Origin of the sequence: Streptomyces sp. NPDC048142, assembly GCF_043202835.1 — a bacterium.
Taxonomy (GTDB): Bacteria; Actinomycetota; Actinomycetes; order Streptomycetales; family Streptomycetaceae; genus Streptomyces.
Map to the genome: position 1 here is coordinate 14,133 of NZ_JBIDBC010000011.1, position 17,298 is coordinate 31,430.

At 69.4% G+C, this 17,298-nt stretch carries 15 protein-coding genes; 8 read left to right on the plus strand and 7 right to left on the minus strand.

The annotated features are described in order from the left end of the window. The first annotated feature begins 100 nt into the window (after nt 1–100). A complete protein-coding gene (locus tag ACGF2Y_RS16430) occupies nt 101–940 on the plus strand; it encodes a hypothetical protein (protein WP_392947341.1) in 840 nt (279 codons plus the stop codon). 256 nt (nt 941–1,196) lie between these two features. Here the strand turns inward: ACGF2Y_RS16430 and ACGF2Y_RS16435 are convergent, their stop codons facing one another. Together ACGF2Y_RS16435 and ychF are read right to left on the minus strand one after the other, a co-directional pair. Continuing rightward, nucleotides 1,197–3,353: an AIPR family protein gene (locus ACGF2Y_RS16435; protein ID WP_392947343.1), complete on the minus strand. Its 2,157-nt coding sequence runs from the start codon at nt 3,351–3,353 to the stop codon at nt 1,197–1,199. 311 nt (nt 3,354–3,664) lie between these two features. Then, nucleotides 3,665–4,753, minus strand: a complete 1,089-nt coding sequence (ychF, locus tag ACGF2Y_RS16440) for a redox-regulated ATPase YchF (protein ID WP_392947345.1) — start codon at nt 4,751–4,753, stop codon at nt 3,665–3,667. Nucleotides 4,754–5,201: 448 nt separating this feature from the next. Between ychF and ACGF2Y_RS16445 the strand changes: the two genes are divergently transcribed. Further along, nucleotides 5,202–5,762, plus strand: coding sequence for a DUF6542 domain-containing protein (locus ACGF2Y_RS16445; RefSeq protein WP_392947753.1), 561 nt, complete (start codon nt 5,202–5,204; stop codon nt 5,760–5,762). Between the two features lie 104 nt (nt 5,763–5,866). Here the strand turns inward: ACGF2Y_RS16445 and ppgK are convergent, their stop codons facing one another. Both ppgK and ACGF2Y_RS16455 read right to left on the minus strand, forming a co-directional pair. Beyond that, a complete protein-coding gene (gene ppgK, locus ACGF2Y_RS16450) occupies nt 5,867–6,619 on the minus strand; it encodes a polyphosphate--glucose phosphotransferase (protein WP_392947348.1) in 753 nt (250 codons plus the stop codon). A gap of 38 nt (nt 6,620–6,657) precedes the next feature. Beyond that, nucleotides 6,658–7,698, minus strand: coding sequence for a 4-hydroxy-3-methylbut-2-enyl diphosphate reductase (locus ACGF2Y_RS16455; protein ID WP_392947349.1), 1,041 nt, complete (start codon nt 7,696–7,698; stop codon nt 6,658–6,660). Nucleotides 7,699–7,791: 93 nt separating this feature from the next. Between ACGF2Y_RS16455 and ACGF2Y_RS16460 the strand changes: the two genes are divergently transcribed. The 4 genes from ACGF2Y_RS16460 (at nt 7,792) to ACGF2Y_RS16475 (ending at nt 12,089) form a co-directional block, all read left to right on the plus strand. After that, nucleotides 7,792–9,264 carry an APC family permease gene (locus tag ACGF2Y_RS16460; protein WP_392947352.1) on the plus strand — a complete coding sequence of 491 codons (1,473 nt, stop codon included), beginning with the start codon at nt 7,792–7,794 and terminating at the stop codon, nt 9,262–9,264. Between the two features lie 258 nt (nt 9,265–9,522). Further along, nucleotides 9,523–10,734, plus strand: coding sequence for an exodeoxyribonuclease VII large subunit (gene xseA / locus ACGF2Y_RS16465; RefSeq protein ID WP_392947354.1), 1,212 nt, complete (start codon nt 9,523–9,525; stop codon nt 10,732–10,734). A gap of 183 nt (nt 10,735–10,917) precedes the next feature. Next, nucleotides 10,918–11,163 (plus strand): exodeoxyribonuclease VII small subunit, encoded by a 246-nt coding sequence (locus ACGF2Y_RS16470; RefSeq protein WP_392947357.1) that lies wholly within the window; start codon nt 10,918–10,920, stop codon nt 11,161–11,163. Nucleotides 11,164–11,498: 335 nt separating this feature from the next. After that, nucleotides 11,499–12,089, plus strand: a complete 591-nt coding sequence (locus ACGF2Y_RS16475; protein ID WP_392947360.1) for a malonic semialdehyde reductase — start codon at nt 11,499–11,501, stop codon at nt 12,087–12,089. 135 nt (nt 12,090–12,224) lie between these two features. Here ACGF2Y_RS16475 and ACGF2Y_RS16480 read toward each other — a convergent pair whose 3' ends face one another. Then, complete coding sequence (locus tag ACGF2Y_RS16480; protein WP_392947362.1) at nt 12,225–12,773, minus strand: DUF4245 domain-containing protein; 549 nt, start codon at nt 12,771–12,773, stop codon at nt 12,225–12,227. Nucleotides 12,774–12,931: 158 nt separating this feature from the next. Between ACGF2Y_RS16480 and glpX the strand changes: the two genes are divergently transcribed. Beyond that, nucleotides 12,932–13,963, plus strand: coding sequence for a class II fructose-bisphosphatase (gene glpX / locus ACGF2Y_RS16485; protein ID WP_392947364.1), 1,032 nt, complete (start codon nt 12,932–12,934; stop codon nt 13,961–13,963). A 153-nt stretch (nt 13,964–14,116) separates the two neighbouring features. Here the strand turns inward: glpX and ACGF2Y_RS16490 are convergent, their stop codons facing one another. Next, complete coding sequence (locus ACGF2Y_RS16490) at nt 14,117–14,488, minus strand: WhiB family transcriptional regulator (RefSeq protein WP_096627193.1); 372 nt, start codon at nt 14,486–14,488, stop codon at nt 14,117–14,119. A 184-nt stretch (nt 14,489–14,672) separates the two neighbouring features. Continuing rightward, nucleotides 14,673–15,368, minus strand: coding sequence for a DUF1707 domain-containing protein (locus ACGF2Y_RS16495; protein WP_392947367.1), 696 nt, complete (start codon nt 15,366–15,368; stop codon nt 14,673–14,675). A gap of 195 nt (nt 15,369–15,563) precedes the next feature. Between ACGF2Y_RS16495 and ACGF2Y_RS16500 the strand changes: the two genes are divergently transcribed. Then, nucleotides 15,564–17,234 (plus strand): fumarate hydratase, encoded by a 1,671-nt coding sequence (locus ACGF2Y_RS16500; protein ID WP_392947370.1) that lies wholly within the window; start codon nt 15,564–15,566, stop codon nt 17,232–17,234. Nucleotides 17,235–17,298 lie beyond the last annotated feature (64 nt).

Genomic DNA, 17,298 nt, shown 5'->3' on the forward strand with positions numbered 1-17,298 from the left:
CAGTACAGCATGGCAGAATGTTGTTTGACAATGCTTTCAGGCGATGCTGTCATCGTTGCTATCGACGAGTGCTGCCGGTGATAGCAATGGAGGGGACGTCATGCAGAGCAACGTAGAAGTGATCACGCCCGAGCTGGCCCGCGACTGGCTGCTTCTCAACACCAAGAACCGCCCGCTGAGCAAAGCGTTCGTCCAGCAGCTCACCCACCAGATCGAGCGCGGCGAGTGGCAGCTCACCCACCAGGGCATCGCCTTCGACGACCACGGCGCACTGATCGATGGCCAGCACCGGTTGGAGGCGGTGGCGAAGGCGGGCGTCCCCGTGCAGTGCGTGGTGACACGCGGGGTGGCGCAGTCCGCGTTCACCGTGATGGACACCGGCCGCAAGCGCAGCGGGCGCGACGCGCTGGCCCTCGCGGGCGAGGAGCACAGTACCCACCTGGCGGCAGCCCTGCGCGGACTGCATCTCTATCTGACCGCCCCGGACTCCGCGTGGAGCGGGCAGAGCGCCGCCGTCAGTAACGATCTGCTGCTCACCGTCCTCGACCAGCACCCCGGTATGCGGGACGCTGTCCGGGCGGCGATCCCGATGAACAAGGCTTTCCGCATCACCGTGACGGCCGCCGCGGTCGGCTGGTACGCGACCACCGACGCCCGTCCCGAGCTCGATCAGCTCCCCTGGCACGAGGCCCTGGTCACCGGTGCGGGGCTGCGAATCGGTGACCCGCGGCTGACTCTGCGCAATACGCTGCTGAACCTGGCGGCCGGCAAGACCCACCGCAGGCGCGACGACTCGCGGGAGCACCTGCTCTACTACATCAAGTCCTGGAACGCCTGGGTCGAGGGCCGCGACATGAAGCTGCTCCGTCGTTCACCAGGCGAGACGATGCCGCGCATCTCGCGGCACACGGCTCGGCCTCGGTTCGCAGAAGGGGCCTGAAACATCCTGGAGAAGTTCGGCATCAGGGACAGGGGGGTTCGGCCGCCCGGATCAGCTCACGCGTCGTCGGACGGGACTTCGACTTCCGATTCACGTTGAGGCCGTGCACTTTGCGTATCGAAGTCACCGATGCGCGCGCAGAGCGCCGCGCGCTCCTCGCTAGCGCCTCGCCCACCGGATGTGGAAGCGAGAGGAGGCCGAGGCGGAGCTAGTTCGCCGATCGCGTCACTGTGTCGGGCGTTACCGCAAGCTGCACTTACTGGAGCGACTCGAAATGCTCCTCCTCAGGCAAGGACTCCGTCAGGAGCTGCTGCCAGAGCTGCTCTGCAAGGTCAACAAGCGTTCCATCCTCGCCCAGCACACCCCACTGTTTTGGCCCCTGAACCGCGCTCCACGCCTCGCGCCACTCGGCCTGCTGCCAGATATGGGTGACCAGGCCGCTTGGCGAGTAACGGCTCCCGTCAGCCTCCCAGAGCAACGGCTTGCGCCGGTCGTTGACCCAGGTCGCGTAGGCCCGGCGCGGGTCAGCGTTCAGCCAGTCCCCGATGGCCTGCTCCTCCGTCGCGCTGGGGTGGTACATCAGCCTGGTACCGGCTGGAATACGGTCATGGTCAATAAGCAGGGTCACGGTATTGGGGCGCCTAGGCGGCTTCGAGTCGTCCCGCTGCTGGTACGCAGCGAGGTCTCCGGCATCCGTACCGTCAGAGAGGGCTTTAAGGACGGCGGCGACCAGTTTTCGGGAGCGTTCCTCGCTGGCGAATGTGCTGGTGATGTAACTTCCGCCGCCAAAAAGGTGGTTCACCAGCGGAATAAGCTGGGCAAGCGTTGCGCCGACCCGCGCCGGTACGTCCTCCAGGGAGGACTCCCAACCTGAGTCTGGTTCGTCGATCCCCTCTGAGCCGACCTGCTGGGCGACCATGTGCGCCACCAGCAGAGCACCACTGTCAGCGATCGAACCCGCCCGTCCGGTGAGCGTGGAGCGGACCTCGTGCAAGGACTCCCGCACCCGCCGCATAAGTAGGACGCTACGCCAGATCTGATAAGCGCTCGGCCGTCGCCCGAACAGCCGGGTGTAGATGCCTCCAGGACCGTCCTCCCAGAGCGCGTCGGCTGAGCCCTTCACCCGGACCGCCAGGGCCGGGTCCGGGTGAGCGCAGGCGAGGGCGGTGGCGGCCTCGCGGACCGAGCATCCGAACGCCGGCGACGGCTCGATCTCACCGCGCTTGAATACGTAGTCCTTATCAAGAGAGAGTCGGAAGTCCTCACGGATCAGACTCTGTACTGGCTTGATCGCGATGAAGTCCGACCGCTCCATGTGGTTCTGCGTGTTGGTCGCCTCGGTGATCTCGCCCGCGAACCCCTCCGGGGCACCGGAAACTGAGATGATCCGGACGGTGACGTACGCCTCTCCCACCGCTTCTTCGTTCTGCTGGAACGCCCGGTGGGCAGAACTGACGGTCTGCGCACCGTTGACGACGCTTGCGTTTTCGAGGACCAGCTTCACCGGCTCACTGGGTTTCTGCTTCGCGAAGAAGTGCGGCTCGATCCTGTCGCACTGAACCGTGATGCCGTTATGGCGGTACCAGAAGCCCTGCGGATCCCGAATCAGACTCTCGACGAGCGTCTGGTTAACTCCGGTCAGGCCCAGCGATCTGCGGACGTTTCGGTCATACAACCGCTCCCCATTGTCGGCGTACCACTGAGCGAGTTCGTCGGCCGCCACCAGCCCCGAATATGCCTGAAATGGGGTTTCCCGGGAATGCCAGCCCTGCGTCATGGTGGCGGTGAGGGTGATCGGCTCGGGGGTGAGGTCCTCGCGGACGGCACGGTGGAAGTCCGTCTGGTTCAACACTCGGTGCTCGATGGAGCGCGTGTAGCCGCCGAACTCCTCAGCCGCTTCGACGAGTATGGCCTCGGTCTCCGTAGACAGGTGTCCTTCGCCCATGACAGCGATGACGAGGACCACCTTGCAGGTAGGCACGTCAAGCACTGACCGCACACGGTCAGCGAGACGGCGGAACCTTTCGTTGAACTGATCGAAGTCCCTGTTGTCGAGCTTCTTCAGGCCGTGCACCAGCTTGTGTGCGGCACTCGTGTCGAAGCCGGCCTTGCCTTTGTCGCTCCATTTGGCCTGGATCAGCCACAGTTCAGGAGCGGAGGCGGAGAAGGCGACGGCGTCGATACCGAAGTCGTCCCGGCCGTCGATCACCGACTCGGCTGCTTCCTCGGACGTGCAGTCCGTGAGCATGCGAGCCGCCCTGGCGGACAACGCACGTGAGTTGAAGGCATTCTCACGTTCCAATGGCTGACGTTTCTCGTAGTCAGCGAGCGAGATCAGCGGATCGAACTCACGCTTCAACGCATCACGAACATGCCGGACTTCCAGCGGCATTGCCTGCCCGCTCTTGCTCATCCCTGCCCCCAGTCACGACCGCGCGTTTGAACTTCTCATATGCTACGAGAAGCGTGGGCCGGCGGGACTGGCGGGATGAGTCCGCGTCACAGCTCGTGCTGATGGCGAGGCGCACCAGCCGCTCGTAGTCGACGCTCCCGGCAGGCGCCCCGCCGCTGCAGTGACGCAGACCCCAGGAGGACGGCTTGGGCCCTTCGTGCACCATCAAAGATGGCGGGCATGAGTGATGAGGCCGGAACGAGGTCATCCCAGCCTCATCACTCACTTGTACTTTTTGGCTGAACTCCACCACATCAGCGACGTGGGGGAGTTCAGTTGTTGAACCGGAACTCCACCACGTCCCCGTCCTGCATGACGTAGTCCTTGCCCTCCATGCGGGCCTTGCCCTTGGCGCGGGCCTCGGCGACCGAGCCGGTCTCCACCAGGTCGCCGAACGAGACGATCTCCGCCTTGATGAAGCCCTTCTGGAAGTCGGTGTGGATCACACCGGCCGCCTCCGGAGCCGTGGCGCCCTTCTTGATGGTCCAGGCACGGGCTTCCTTCGGGCCTGCCGTGAGGTAGGTCTGAAGGCCCAGGGTCTCGAAGCCGACGCGGCCGAGGGTGGCGAGGCCGGGCTCTTCCTGGCCCATGGACTGGAGCAGTTCGAGGGCTTCGTCGTCGTCGAGCTCGATCAGCTCGGACTCGATCTTGGCGTTCAGGAAGATCGCCTCGGCGGGGGCGACCAGGGCGCGCTGCTCGTTCTTGAAGTCCTCGTCGACCAGCTCGTCCTCGTCGACGTTGAAGACGTACAGGAACGGCTTGACCGTGAGCAGGTGCAGCTCGTGGAGGAGCCGGCCCCTCTCGGTGGCCGCCGTGATGCCCGCGGCGAACAGGGTCTGGCCGGACTCCAGGATCTTCTGGGCCTCCTCGACCGCGGCGAGGACCGCGACCTTCTCCTTCTGGAGGCGGGACTCCTTCGTCAGGCGCGGGACGGCCTTCTCGACGGACTGGAGGTCGGCGAGGATCAGCTCGGTGTTGATCGTCTCGATGTCGTCCTTCGGCGAGACCTTGCCGTCGACATGGACGACGTTCTCGTCCTTGAAGGCGCGGATGACCTGGCAGATCGCGTCGGACTCGCGGATGTTCGCGAGGAACTTGTTGCCCAGGCCCTCGCCCTCCGAGGCGCCCCGGACGATACCGGCGATGTCGACGAAGTCCACTGTTGCCGGGAGGAGCCGCTGGGAGCCGAAGATCTCCGCGAGCTTGTTCAGGCGCGGGTCCGGGACGCCGACCACGCCGACGTTCGGCTCGATCGTGGCGAACGGGTAGTTGGCCGCCAGCACGTCGTTCTTGGTCAGGGCGTTGAACAGGGTCGACTTGCCGACATTCGGCAGACCGACGATTCCGATCGTGAGCGACACTTTGGCGACTTCCTGGAGTGAGGAGGGGGTCAGGGGCGTCCGGGTCCGGCTCGGCTGTTCGGCCGGGTCCCGGAGTGGACCGATTCTCCAGTTTACGGGCCTGCCTGGTGGGCCTGGACAGTGCGGTTTACGGGCCCCTCCCGCCGGTCCGGACCGTGCGGCACCCGGGCCCCTCCCGGCAGTCCGAACCGCGCGGCACCCCAGGCACCTTCCGCCGGCCGCCCCGGGCCCCTCCCGCCGGTCCGAACAGTGCGGCTTTCGGCCGTGTGACATCGAACGCAACCCCAAGGTCGGCCAAAGCGCGTGTCCAACGCCTGATTCCCCGCCCCCCGCGACCTACGTTGTGCAGGTGGAGCAGCACAGGACACGTCCCCCGCAGCGCAGGCAGCCCCCGCAGGCCGCGCCCGCCCCGCCCGCGCCGGGTGGTTCCCCTGGTGAGAGTTCCGCCGTGTACCGGGTACGGGTGCGCAGTGTGCCGCCCGTGGTCCTCGCGCTGCGACGGTTCCCCAACCCCCGGCTCACCGGGATCGGGGCCGGGCTGTTCGCCGCCCTCACCATGTTCGTGCTCGCCTGTGTCGACCGGCTGCTGTTCGACAGTTCGGAGCTGGTCTACGGGTTGCTCTTCCTGCCCGTCAGCGCTCTGACCGCCCTCTGGGTCCGTCCCGCCGACCTGGTCACCGCGCCGATCAGCGTGCCCATCGCCTTCGCCGTCGGGGTGTTCCCGATCTCCGGGGGGTCCGAAGGTTTCGGCGGGCAGATCATGGGGCTGGTCACCGCCCTCGCCGTGCACGCCGGCTGGCTGTACGGCGGGACGCTGGTCGCGGGACTCATCGCCTCCGTACGCAAGGTGCGGCAGATGCGGGCCCGGCGGCGGTACGTCCTGGCCCAGGGGCGTGACGCCGCCCCCGGACGGGCGCCCCGGGCCTCCGCCGCAGCCGCAGCCGGGAAGTCCGTACGGGCCGGGGCGGGCGGGGCAGGCTCGGCCGCCCGCCGCCCTCAGCGCCCCTGAGCCCGCCTGTTTGCCCCGCTCAGCCCTTGGCCCTGGCCTTGGCACTGAGCCTGTCTGCCCCGCTCAGCCCTTGCCCTACCTCGCCTTGCCCCGTGCCTGCCCGCTCAGCCCTTGCCATGTCCCGTACCCGCCGCCGCCATCGCCGCTCCCACGATGCCCGCGTTGTTCTGGAGCTGGGCCGGGACCATCTCGGCCCGGACCTTCTCGATCAGCGGCAGGAACTTCTCCGCCTTGCGGCTCACGCCGCCGCCGATGATGAACAGCTCGGGCGAGAACAGCATCTCCACGTGCAGCAGGTACTTCTGGACCCGGTGCGCCCAGTGCTGCCAGCTGAGGTCCTCGTCCTCCTTGGCCTTCGTGGAGGCGTGCTTCTCCGCGTCGTGGCCGTGCAGCTCCAGGTGGCCCAGCTCGGTGTTGGGGACGAGCCGGCCATCGGTGAAGACCGCGCTGCCGATGCCCGTGCCGAACGTCAGCACGATGACCGTGCCCGCGCGCCCCCTGCCCGCGCCGAAGGTCATCTCGGCGACCCCGGCCGCGTCCGCGTCGTTCAGGATGGTGACGGGCTGACCGATCCGTTCGCCCAGCAGGGTGCGGGCGTCCACGTCGATCCAGCCTTTGTCGACATTGGCGGCGGTACGGGTGACCCCGTCCGTGACGACTCCCGGAAACGTGACGCCGATCGGGCCCGACCAGTCGAAGTGGCCGACGACCTCGGCCACGCAATCGGCCACGCCCTTGGGCGTGGCCGGATGCGGTGTCAGCACTTTGTGGCGCTCCTGCGCCAGGTCTCCGCGGTCCAGGTCCACGGGAGCACCCTTGATCCCGGACCCGCCGATGTCCACGCCGAAGATCTCCATGGGACCCACGGTACGGGCAGGCGGGGCCCCTTGCGCGGCTACTCGGCGGAAAGTGCGGCGGCCTCGGCGCGCAGGTCGCGGCGCAGTTCCTTGGGCAGGGAGAAGGTGATCGACTCGTCGGCCGTCTTCACCGTCTCCACGTCCGCGTAACCCCGCTCTCCGAGCCATTCCAGGACGCCGTCGACCAGGACGTCGGGGACGGAGGCGCCCGAGGTCAGGCCGACCGTGGTCACGCCCTCCAGCCAGGCCTCGTCGATCTCGCTCGCGAAGTCGACCAGATGGGCGGCGGGGGCTCCGGCGTCCAGGGCGACCTCGACCATGCGAATGGAGTTCGAGGAGTTCTTGGAGCCGACCACGATGACCAGCTCGGCGTCCTCGGCGAGCTTCTTCACCGCGATCTGACGGTTCTGCGTGGCATAGCAGATGTCGTCGCTGGGCGGCGAGAGAAGGTTGGGGAACTTCGCCTTGATGGCGTCGACCGTTTCCATCGTCTCGTCGACGGACAGGGTGGTCTGGGAGAGCCAGACGACCTTCGACTCGTCGCGGACCTCGACGTTCGCGACGTCCTCGGGGCCGTCGACCAGGGTGATGTGGTCGGGGGCCTCGCCGGAGGTGCCGATGACCTCCTCGTGCCCCTCATGGCCGATCAGGAGGATGTCGTAGTCCTCCTTGGCGTACCGGACGGCTTCCTTGTGGACCTTGGTGACCAGCGGGCAGGTCGCGTCGATCGTGGCGAGCCTGCGCTCGGCGGCCTCCGCGTGGACGGTGGGCGCGACTCCGTGCGCGGAGAACATCACGATGGAGCCCTCGGGCACCTCCGCGGTGACGTCCACGAAGATCGCACCCTTCTTCTCCAGGGTCTGCACGACGTACTTGTTGTGCACGATCTCGTGGCGGACGTAGATCGGGGCCCCGTACTGCTCCAGGGCCTTCTCGACGGCGATCACGGCACGGTCCACGCCCGCGCAGTAGCCACGGGGTGCGGCGAGCAGGACACGGCGGGTGTTACTGCGGCGCGAAGCGCCTCCGCTCGGGGCGGCGGCGGGTGACGGGCTGGGCGTAGCAGTCATGCGTCCCATCGTAAGGCCGTGCCGAACAGGCGCGAGGACGGCCGGGTCGGGAGACTGGTCGCGGTGCGCGTGCGATGAGTCACGGACGGTGGTGGAGGGGTGATGGTGTCGGTGTCGGAGAGCGGTCCGGGCAGTGGTTCGGGCAAGGCTTCGGGCAGTGGTTCGGGGAGCGGTCCGGGCGATGGTTCCGAGATCGGTCCGGGCAATCCTTCGGGCAAGGGTTCGGGCAGTAGCGCGGAGCAGGGCAGGCTGCGGCGGACGCTGGGGTTCCGGGATCTGGTGGTCTACGGGCTGCTCTTCATCGCTCCGATGGCACCCGTCGGCGTGTTCGGCACCCTCGACGCCAAGTCCGGCGGCGCGGTCGCGCTCGTCTACGTCGTGGCCACCGTGGTGATGGCGTTCACCGCCTTCAGTTACGCCCAGATGGTGCGGGTCGCCCCCTTCGCCGGTTCGGTCTTCACGTATGCGCGCAAGGGGCTCGGGGAAGGGCCGGGGTTCATCGCCGGGTGGATGGCGATGCTCGACTACCTCCTGATCCCGGCCGTCGCCTACCTCTTCTCCGGGATCGCGATGAACGCGCTGGTCCCGGAGGTCTCCCGGTGGGTATGGACCGCGATCGCGGTGCTCGTGACCACTCTGCTCAACCTGTGGGGCGTACGGGCGGCCGCCCGGGTCGGCTTCGCGGTGCTGGCCATGGAGATCGCGGTGCTGCTGGTCTTCGTCGTCTCGGCCGTGGTCGTCCTCGTACGGGACGGGGCGCAGCGCGGCTGGCTGACGCCGCTGACGGGGGACACCGGATTCTCCATGTCGGCGGTGCTGGGGGCCGTGTCGATCGCCGTGCTCTCCTATCTGGGATTCGACGCCATCGCTTCGTTCGCCGAGGAGGTGACGGGCGGCTCGCAGAAAGTGGCGCGGGCGGTGCTGTTCTGCCTGGTACTGGCCGGTGTCCTGTTCGTCGCGCAGTCGTACCTGGCGGCGCTGCTGGAGCCGGTGAGCTCGGCGGAGCTGGCGGCCGACCCTGCGGCGCAGGGGTCGGCGTTCTACGACGCGGTGGACGCCTCGGTGGGAACCTGGCTGCACGATCTGGTTGCGGTCAGCAAGGCGATCGGCGCCGCCTTCGCCGCGCTGGCGGGGCAGGCCGCCGCCGGGCGGCTCGTCTTCGCGATGGCCCGGGAACGGCGTCTGCCGCCGTTCCTCTCGAAGGTCGACCCGAAGTCGGGGGTGCCGAGGGTGGCGATCCTGTGCGCGGCGGCCGTGACGCTGGTGGCCGCCGTGTGGGCGGCCCGGCGCGACGACGGCCTCGACCATCTGGTCTCCGTGGTGGACATCGGGGCCCTGACGGCGTTCATCCTGCTGCACGCGTCGGTGGTCGGCTGGTTCGCCGTACGCCGGATGGCGGGGCCTCCGGTGTGGTGGCGGCACATCCTCGTCCCGGTGGTCGGCGCGGGAGCGCTGGTCGCGGTCATCGTGGAGGCGACGACGTCCTCCCAGGTGGTGGGCCTCTGCTGGCTCGGGGTGGGGCTCGTGGTGCTGGTGGTCCAGGGGACGGGCCGCCGGGGCGGTGTGCAGGGGTGAGTTTCCGGGTCCGTACGGGGTGGCGGGTCCGTACGGGGTGGCGTGGAGGGGTGTTTCCGGGGTCCGTACGGGGTGGCGTGGAGGCGTGAGTTCCGGGGTCCGTACGGTCGCGCGCAGTAAGCCGGGGGGCGTACGGTCGCGCGCGGTGAGCCGGGGGCGTGCCCCCGGGCGGTCCTGGGCCACCCCGAGTCGTCCCGGGTCGTCCGGGCGGCGCGCGGGGGCGGGGGTCTGTCGGTGGCTGCCGATACGCTCGCCCGTATGGCTCTCAACACGTCCGCGGAAGCGCCACTGCCCGTCGGTGAGGTGTCCCGGCTCATCGGCGGGTGGATCGACCGGCTCGGCGCCATCTGGGTCGAGGGGCAGATCACCCAGCTGTCACGGCGGCCGGGGGCCGGCGTCGTCTTCCTGACGCTGCGTGACCCGTCCCACGACGTCTCGGTGAGCGTGACCTGTTTCCGGCAGGTATTCGACCGGATCGCCGATGTGGTGACGGAGGGCGCGCGCGTCGTCGTGCTGGCCAAGCCCGAGTGGTACGCGCCCCGGGGGCAGCTGTCGCTGCGGGCTACGGACATACGGCCGGTCGGGATCGGCGAGCTGCTCGTACGGCTGGAGCAGCTCAAGAAGTCGCTCGCCGCCGAGGGGCTCTTCGCCCTGGACCGCAAGAAGCCGCTGCCCTTTCTCCCGCAGCTCATCGGGCTGGTCTGCGGGCGCGCCTCCGCCGCCGAGCGCGATGTCCTGGAGAACGCCCGCCGTCGCTGGCCCGCCGTGCGCTTCGAGGTCCGCAACACCGCCGTGCAGGGGGTGAACGCGGTCGCCCAGGTGGTGCAGGCGGTCGAGGAGCTGGACGCGCTCGACGAGGTCGACGTGATCGTGGTGGCCCGGGGCGGCGGCAGCGTCGAGGATCTGCTGCCGTTCTCCGACGAGCAGCTGATCCGGACCGTGGCCGCCTGCCGTACGCCGGTGGTCTCCGCGATCGGTCACGAGCCCGACTCGCCGCTGCTGGACCTGGTCGCCGATCTGCGTGCCTCCACGCCCACCGACGCGGCCAAGAAGGTCGTCCCCGACGTCGGCGAGGAGCTGGAGCGGGTGCAGCAGTTGCGGGACCGGGCGCTGCGGACCGTACGGGGGCTGCTGGACCGTGAGGAGCGGGGGCTCGCGCACGCGCTGGGCCGCCCCGCGATGGAGCGGCCCCAGCGGCTGGTGGACGAGCGCGAGGCCGAGGTGGACGCGCTGCTCGGGCGCAGCCGGCGGGTGCTGGGCCATCTGCTGGACCGGGCCGATTCGGAGCTGTCGCACACACGCGCCCGGGTCGTCTCGCTGTCGCCCGCCGCGACCCTGGAGCGGGGGTACGCGGTGCTCCAGCGGCCCGACGGCCATGTGGTGCGCTCCCCCGACGAGGCCGGGGCTCCCGGCGAGCCGCTGCGGGCGCGGGTGTCGGAGGGCGAGTTCACGGTGCGGGTGGACGGGTGAGGCCGGGGCGCGGGGCCGGCAGCGGGGTCCGGTGCGTGCAGCTGCGAGGCGGAGGACCGAGTCAGCGCTGGTGGGGCCTCCCCCGCTCGGGCGAAGCCGAGGGTTTCGTGAGCGCGTGCCGGGGCCCGCGAGCCCGGCATGACCTGAACAACAAGCCCGAACAACACACCTAGGGTGGATCGCATGACGGACGACGACGGGACGGCGGCGGTGGCTGCCGCCACGAGCACGCTCGGGTACGAGCAGGCGCGGGACGAGCTGATCGAGGTCGTGCGCCGGCTGGAGGCGGGCGGCACGACGCTGGAGGAGTCGCTGGCTCTGTGGGAGCGGGGCGAGGAGCTGGCGAAGATCTGCCGGCACTGGCTGGAGGGCGCCCGCGCCCGGCTGGACGCGGCCCTGGCCCGCCCGCAGGACGGCGACGAGGGCTGAAGGCCAGGGCTGGACGCCAGGGCCTGACACCAGAGCCGAGCCGAGTCGGCCAGCACCCGCGGGGGCCCGTTGGCGTTGGCGCCCGGAGGCCCTGGGCCCGTCACACCGCGCGGCGCCCGGAGGGCCTTTGGCCTGTCGCCGCGCGGCGCCCGGAGGCCCTGGGCCCGTCACCGAGCGGCGCCCGCAGGTTCCTTCCCGTACCGGCCGGGACCCCCGCACGAACCCGATGCGCTGTGCAAAGGGTCACTCACGAACAGCTTTAGTTGAAAGTTAACCTATTTCTGGCGTACGTTCGGGACCTGTCCCACCGTGTTCGCCCGGAAGGTTTGTACCAGATGTCCCTCGTTCTCGACCCCGCCGCCCAGGACCTCCTCTTCCGCGAGGCCCGCACCGCCAACACCTTCACCGACGAGCCGGTGACCGACGAGCAGGTCCAGGCGATCTACGACCTGGTCAAGTTCGGCCCGACCGCCTTCAACCAGTCGCCGCTGCGCGTCGTCCTGGTCCGCTCCGCCGAGGGTCGCGAGCGCCTCGTGCAGCACATGGCCGAGGGCAACCGCCCGAAGACCGCCACGGCCCCGCTGGTCGCGATCCTGGCCGCCGACAACGAGTTCCACGAGGAGCTCCCGGCGCTGTTCCCGCACTTCCCGCAGGCCAAGGACGTGTTCTTCTCGGAGCGCCCGGCCCGCGAGTCGGCCGCCGGCCTCAACGCCGCGCTTCAGGCCGCCTACTTCATCATCGGCGTCCGCGCCGCCGGCCTGGCCGCCGGCCCGATGACCGGCTACGACGCCGCTGGCATCGAGAAGGAGTTCCTGGACGGCGACCACACCCCGCTGATGGTCGTCAACATCGGCAAGCCGGGCGAGGACGCCTGGTTCCCGCGCAGCCCGCGCCTCTCCTTCGACGAGGTCGTCACGACCGTCTGAGCCGAGGCGGGCAGCCGAGCCGGGGCAGGCGGCTTCCGGCCGGCTCCCGCTTACGCGAAGGGGCCCGGAACCCAAGCACGTGCTTGGGTTCCGGGCCCCTTCGCGTAAGCGGGTCCGCCGGTCGCGCGCCGCGCGTCAGGAAGCCGGCGGCGCGGGCGGCGTCGACTTCAGCGCGGCGGCCATCTCGACCAGGCTCTCCTTCGACGCCGAGCCGGTCACCACCGTGGTGTGGCCCTCCCCCGGCAGGACGAGCGCGTTGTACTTCGCGCCCTCCCAGTACTGCCACTCCCGGCCCGCCACCGTCTCGGTCCGCCCGGTGTCCTTCGCCTTCCGGCTGACCTCGGAGACGTACGTACCCACGGCGGCGGTGGACTGCTCGACCGCGACGTACCTGCGGTCCGGATCGAGGAAGCCCAGGTGCCAGGCGTCGCCCGCGGCGTCGTCGTAGCTGACGGAGGTCGCCTTCCACTTCTCCGGCAGGCCCTCCGGAGCGGCCACCGGGTAGGGGGCGGCGGTCCGCACCGTCGCCAGTTCCACGGTGAAGTCGACCGCCTTGAGCGGATCGGCGTGCTCGTCCTTCGGGATGAAGAGGTAGATGACGCCCGCGCAGGCGGCGATCACCAAGGTCGACAGGATCATGTCCCGGACTGTCTGCTTGCCTCGCTTGCTTGCCACGGGATCCATGGTGGCACGCGGCCCGCCACGCCCGGCCGCAGGGTGCCGGTCACGGCCGGGACACCAGGGGTGCTCATGCGTGACCCGCCCTGCTCATTTTATCGACCTACCGATAGAGTCACAGCACCCTCATATCCGGTCGTCGCCGTACAGAAAGGTGCGCTCCGATGTCCGAGCATCATCTGCCGTCCCAACTGGAGGTCTCCCCGGAGGCCCCCGACCGCAACCTGGCCCTGGAGTTGGTCCGGGTCACCGAGGCCGCCGCCATGGCAGCCGGGCGCTGGGTGGGCCGCGGCGACAAGATCGGCGCCGACGGCGCCGCCGTGAAGGCCATGCGGACCCTCGTCTCGACCGTCTCGATGAACGGCGTCGTCGTCATCGGCGAGGGCGAGAAGGACGAAGCCCCCATGCTGTTCAACGGCGAACGGGTCGGCGACGGCACCGGCGCCGAGGTCGACATCGCGGTCGACCCGATCGACGGCACCACGCTCAACGCCAAGGGCATGCCGAACGCCATCGCCGTGCTGGCGGCGGCCGACCGCGGTGCGATGTTCGACCCGTCCGCGGTCTTCTACATGGACAAGCTGGTCACGGGCCCCGAGGCGGCGGACTTCGTCGACATCAACGCGCCCGTGTCGGTGAACATCCGGCGCGTGGCACGGGCGAAGAACTCCATGCCCGAGGACGTCACCGTCGTCATCCTCGACCGCCCCCGGCACGAGGGCATCGTCAGGGAGATCCGGGAGACCGGCGCGCGGATCAAGTTCATCTCCGACGGCGACGTCGCGGGCTCGATCATGGCGGCCCGCGAGGGCACCGGCATCGACATGCTGATGGGCATCGGCGGGACGCCCGAGGGCATCATCTCGGCGTGCGCCATAAAGTGCCTCGGCGGCGTCATCCAGGGCAAGCTCTGGCCCAAGGACGAGGCGGAGCGGCAGCGGGCGCTGGACGCGGGCCACGATCTGGACCGGGTGCTGTCGACCGACGACCTGGTCAGCGGCGACAACGTGTTCTTCGTGGCGACGGGGATCACCGACGGTGAGCTGATGCGCGGTGTGCGGTACCGCGCGGAGGAGGCGACCACCGAGTCGATCGTGATGCGTTCGAAGTCCGGCACGATCCGGACGATCTCCTCGACCCACCGGCTGTCGAAGCTGCGCGCCTACAGCGCCATCGACTTCGACCGCGCGAAGTAGCCGGCAGCCAGAAACGAAGGAAGAAGAGACGGGGGCTCGGGGAGCGGATCATCGCTCCCCGCGCCCCTTCCTCATGCCCATGCCCATGCCCATGTGCGTATGCTCCCCGCATGCGCGCATGTGCGTGCTCCCCATGCGTGTGTGCGTGTGCGGTCAGCCCGCCGCTGCTATGTGCTCGGCCGTCGTCGCGGCCGTGAGCTCGATGTCCCGCCGTCGTCGCCGCGCCAGCGCCACCCGGCGCTCGGCTGCGGTGAGCCCGCCCCACACCCCGTACGGCTCGGGCTGCATCAGTGCGTGCTCCCGGCACTCCACCATCACCGGACACCGGGCGCAGACCCGCTTGGCGGCCTCCTCGCGGGCCAGCCGGGCGGCGGTCGGTTCCTTCGACGGGGCGAAGAACAGGCCCGCCTCGTCACGGCGGCAGGCCGCCTCGGAATGCCAGGGGCCCGCATCGTCCTCCCGAGCGGGGGTCCGCTGGGCCGGAACGGCGGCGACCTGCAGAGGCTGATGCGGCGGTTGCAGCACGGTCTACTCCTGACGACGGCTACGGCTTCGCGAGCGAGAGACGATGCAGCACTCCCTACCCGCTGTACGTACGCCTATGCACTGCGTGGCACCGGCGCGCGACACGCCGTAATGCGCCCCCGCGGCATTCTGGCCGATTACCGGTTGCCGGAGGCCGTCCGCCCTGCCGTATTCCGTGGCTGTTTCAGTGACCGAGATGTTTGCGCAGCCGCTGCTGAAGGTCCGCGATGAACTTGCCCCGCTTCGGCCTGGCTTCCACGGTCCCGAACACGGAATAGCCGTTCACCACGACGACCGGCGCTTCCGGGTCCGCCGATTCGAGCGTCCGCACCTCGAAGGTGCCGAAGACGCCCGTACCGTTGCCGCGCAGGGAAATGTTCTCCGGCACCCGGATGTCGACGCTGCCGAAGATGGACGTCGCATTGATGACGGTGAAGCGTTGGCCGAAAAGCGCTTCGGTCAGATCGATCTCCACGCTGCCGAAGAGCGCGAAGGCGTTCGTCCGGCCGCCGACCCGCCAACGCCCCTTGCGGGTGGCGCTGCTGAAGACCGCGACGAGATTGTCCGCAGGGCCGTCCGGGGCTTCGGGGCCGTAGGCGTACGGCTGCGGGTCCTGGCGCGGGGCAGTGGAGCGGGCGGACGCGGGCAGGTCCCGGACCAGCGGCTGGAGTTCGCCGACGGTCTTGGCCCGGTAGACCAGGTCGATCCGCTCCGCGTGCTCGTCCGCCGTCAGACGGCCCTCGGCCATCGCCTCCCGCAGGATGTCCGCGATCCGGTCACGGTCGGCGTCGGAGGCGCGGATGCCGTCGGCGTCCAGGACTTCGGCGGGCGGCGGGACGGCCGGCGCGACACGCTGCTGGGGCTGCTTCTCTAGGTCCACCGAACCAGCGTACCCAAACGCGATAGATCGCGACTACCCCTCCAACCGGCGTGCCCCGGCCCGCGAGCCCCGCCCCCCGGCGGAACATCCAGGTGAGCCTAACCTCACAGGATCCTCCGGAAGGCGGCGCTCTACCCTGGTGGATGCGCTGCCCGAGGGAGGCCAGCCGCTGTCGCCGAGTGAGGAATGGCCGTCATGGCAGAGTTTGCGTACTCCGATCTGCTCCCCCTGGGGGAGGACACCACGCCGTACCGTCTGGTGACCGCCGAGGGTGTCTCCACCTTCGAGGCCGACGGCCGTACGTTCCTCAAGGTCGACCCGGCGGCGCTGCGCGCGCTGGCCGCCGAGGCGATGCACGACATCTCGCACTACCTGCGCCCGGCCCACCTGGCGCAGCTGCGGCGGATCGTCGACGACCCGGAGGCGTCCTCCAACGACAAGTTCGTGGCGCTGGACCTCCTGAAGAACGCGAACATCGCCGCCGCGGGCGTCCTGCCGATGTGCCAGGACACCGGTACGGCGATCGTCATGGGCAAGCGCGGGCAGAACGTGCTGACCGAGGGCGGTGACGAGGAGGCCCTGTCGCACGGGATCTACGACGCGTACACCGAACTCAACCTGCGCTATTCGCAGATGGCCCCGCTGACCATGTGGGACGAGAAGAACACCGGCTCCAACCTCCCGGCCCAGATCGAGCTGTACGCCACCGACGGCGGCGCGTACAAGTTCCTCTTCATGGCGAAGGGCGGCGGCTCGGCCAACAAGTCGTTCCTGTACCAGGAGACGAAGGCCGTCCTGAACGAGGCCTCCATGATGAAGTTCCTGGAGGAGAAGATCCGTTCGCTGGGGACCGCGGCCTGCCCGCCGTACCACCTGGCGATCGTGGTCGGCGGCACGTCGGCGGAGTTCGCGCTGAAGACCGCCAAGTACGCCTCCGCGCACTACCTGGACGAGCTGCCCGCCGAGGGCTCCCCCACCGGGCACGGCTTCCGGGACAAGGAGCTGGAGGAGAAGGTCTTCGAGCTGACGCAGAAGATCGGGATCGGCGCGCAGTTCGGCGGCAAGTACTTCTGCCACGACGTACGTGTGGTGCGCCTGCCCCGGCACGGGGCCTCGCTGCCCGTCGCCATCGCCGTGTCCTGCTCGGCGGACCGCCAGGCCACCGCGAAGATCACCGCCGAGGGTGTCTTCCTGGAGCAGCTGGAGAAGGACCCGGCGCGCTTCCTCCCCGACACCACCGACGAGCACCTCGACGAGGCCGGCGGGGACGTCGTGGAGATCGACCTGAACCGGCCGATGGACGAGGTGCTGGCCGAGCTGACCAAGTACCCGGTCAAGACCCGCCTGTCGCTGACCGGCCCGCTGGTCGTGGCCCGTGACATCGCCCACGCCAAGATCAAGGAACGCCTTGACGCGGGCGAGGAGATGCCGCAGTACCTGAAGGACCACCCGGTGTACTACGCGGGTCCGGCGAAGACGCCCGAGGGGTACGCCTCCGGCTCCTTCGGCCCGACGACGGCCGGCCGGATGGACTCCTATGTGGAGCAGTTCCAGGCGGCGGGCGGCTCGAAGGTGATGCTCGCCAAGGGCAACCGCAGCAAGCAGGTCACCGACGCCTGCGACGCGCACGGCGGCTTCTACCTCGGCTCGATCGGCGGCCCGGCGGCCCGGCTCGCGCAGGACTGCATCAAGAAGGTCGAGGTCGTCGAGTACGAGGAGCTCGGCATGGAGGCGGTCTGGCGCATCGAGGTCGAGGACTTCCCCGCGTTCATCGTCGTCGACGACAAGGGCAACGACTTCTTCACCGAGCCCGCCCCGGCTCCGACGTTCACCAGCATTCCGGTGCGGGGGCCGGGTCTCGGCTGACCCCGCGCCCGTAGACGCCCGTAGACGTACGAGGAGGGCCTGTCCCCGCGCGGACAGGCCCTCC

What these genes read in the sequence shown, in the direction of transcription:
- xseA (WP_392947354.1), top strand. Translation starts at nt 9,523, where the DNA reads ATGGCTCTCAACACGTCCGCGGAAGCGCCACTGCCCGTCGGTGAGGTG.
- ACGF2Y_RS16435 (WP_392947343.1), bottom strand. Translation starts at nt 3,353, where the DNA reads ATGAGCAAGAGCGGGCAGGCAATGCCGCTGGAAGTCCGGCATGTTCGT.
- ACGF2Y_RS16480 (WP_392947362.1), bottom strand. Translation starts at nt 12,773, where the DNA reads ATGGATCCCGTGGCAAGCAAGCGAGGCAAGCAGACAGTCCGGGACATG.
- ACGF2Y_RS16475 (WP_392947360.1), top strand. Translation starts at nt 11,499, where the DNA reads ATGTCCCTCGTTCTCGACCCCGCCGCCCAGGACCTCCTCTTCCGCGAG.
- ACGF2Y_RS16430 (WP_392947341.1), top strand. Translation starts at nt 101, where the DNA reads ATGCAGAGCAACGTAGAAGTGATCACGCCCGAGCTGGCCCGCGACTGG.
- ACGF2Y_RS16455 (WP_392947349.1), bottom strand. Translation starts at nt 7,698, where the DNA reads ATGGGACGCATGACTGCTACGCCCAGCCCGTCACCCGCCGCCGCCCCG.
- ACGF2Y_RS16470 (WP_392947357.1), top strand. Translation starts at nt 10,918, where the DNA reads ATGACGGACGACGACGGGACGGCGGCGGTGGCTGCCGCCACGAGCACG.
- ACGF2Y_RS16460 (WP_392947352.1), top strand. Translation starts at nt 7,792, where the DNA reads ATGGTGTCGGTGTCGGAGAGCGGTCCGGGCAGTGGTTCGGGCAAGGCT.
- glpX (WP_392947364.1), top strand. Translation starts at nt 12,932, where the DNA reads ATGTCCGAGCATCATCTGCCGTCCCAACTGGAGGTCTCCCCGGAGGCC.
- ppgK (WP_392947348.1), bottom strand. Translation starts at nt 6,619, where the DNA reads ATGGAGATCTTCGGCGTGGACATCGGCGGGTCCGGGATCAAGGGTGCT.
- ACGF2Y_RS16500 (WP_392947370.1), top strand. Translation starts at nt 15,564, where the DNA reads ATGGCAGAGTTTGCGTACTCCGATCTGCTCCCCCTGGGGGAGGACACC.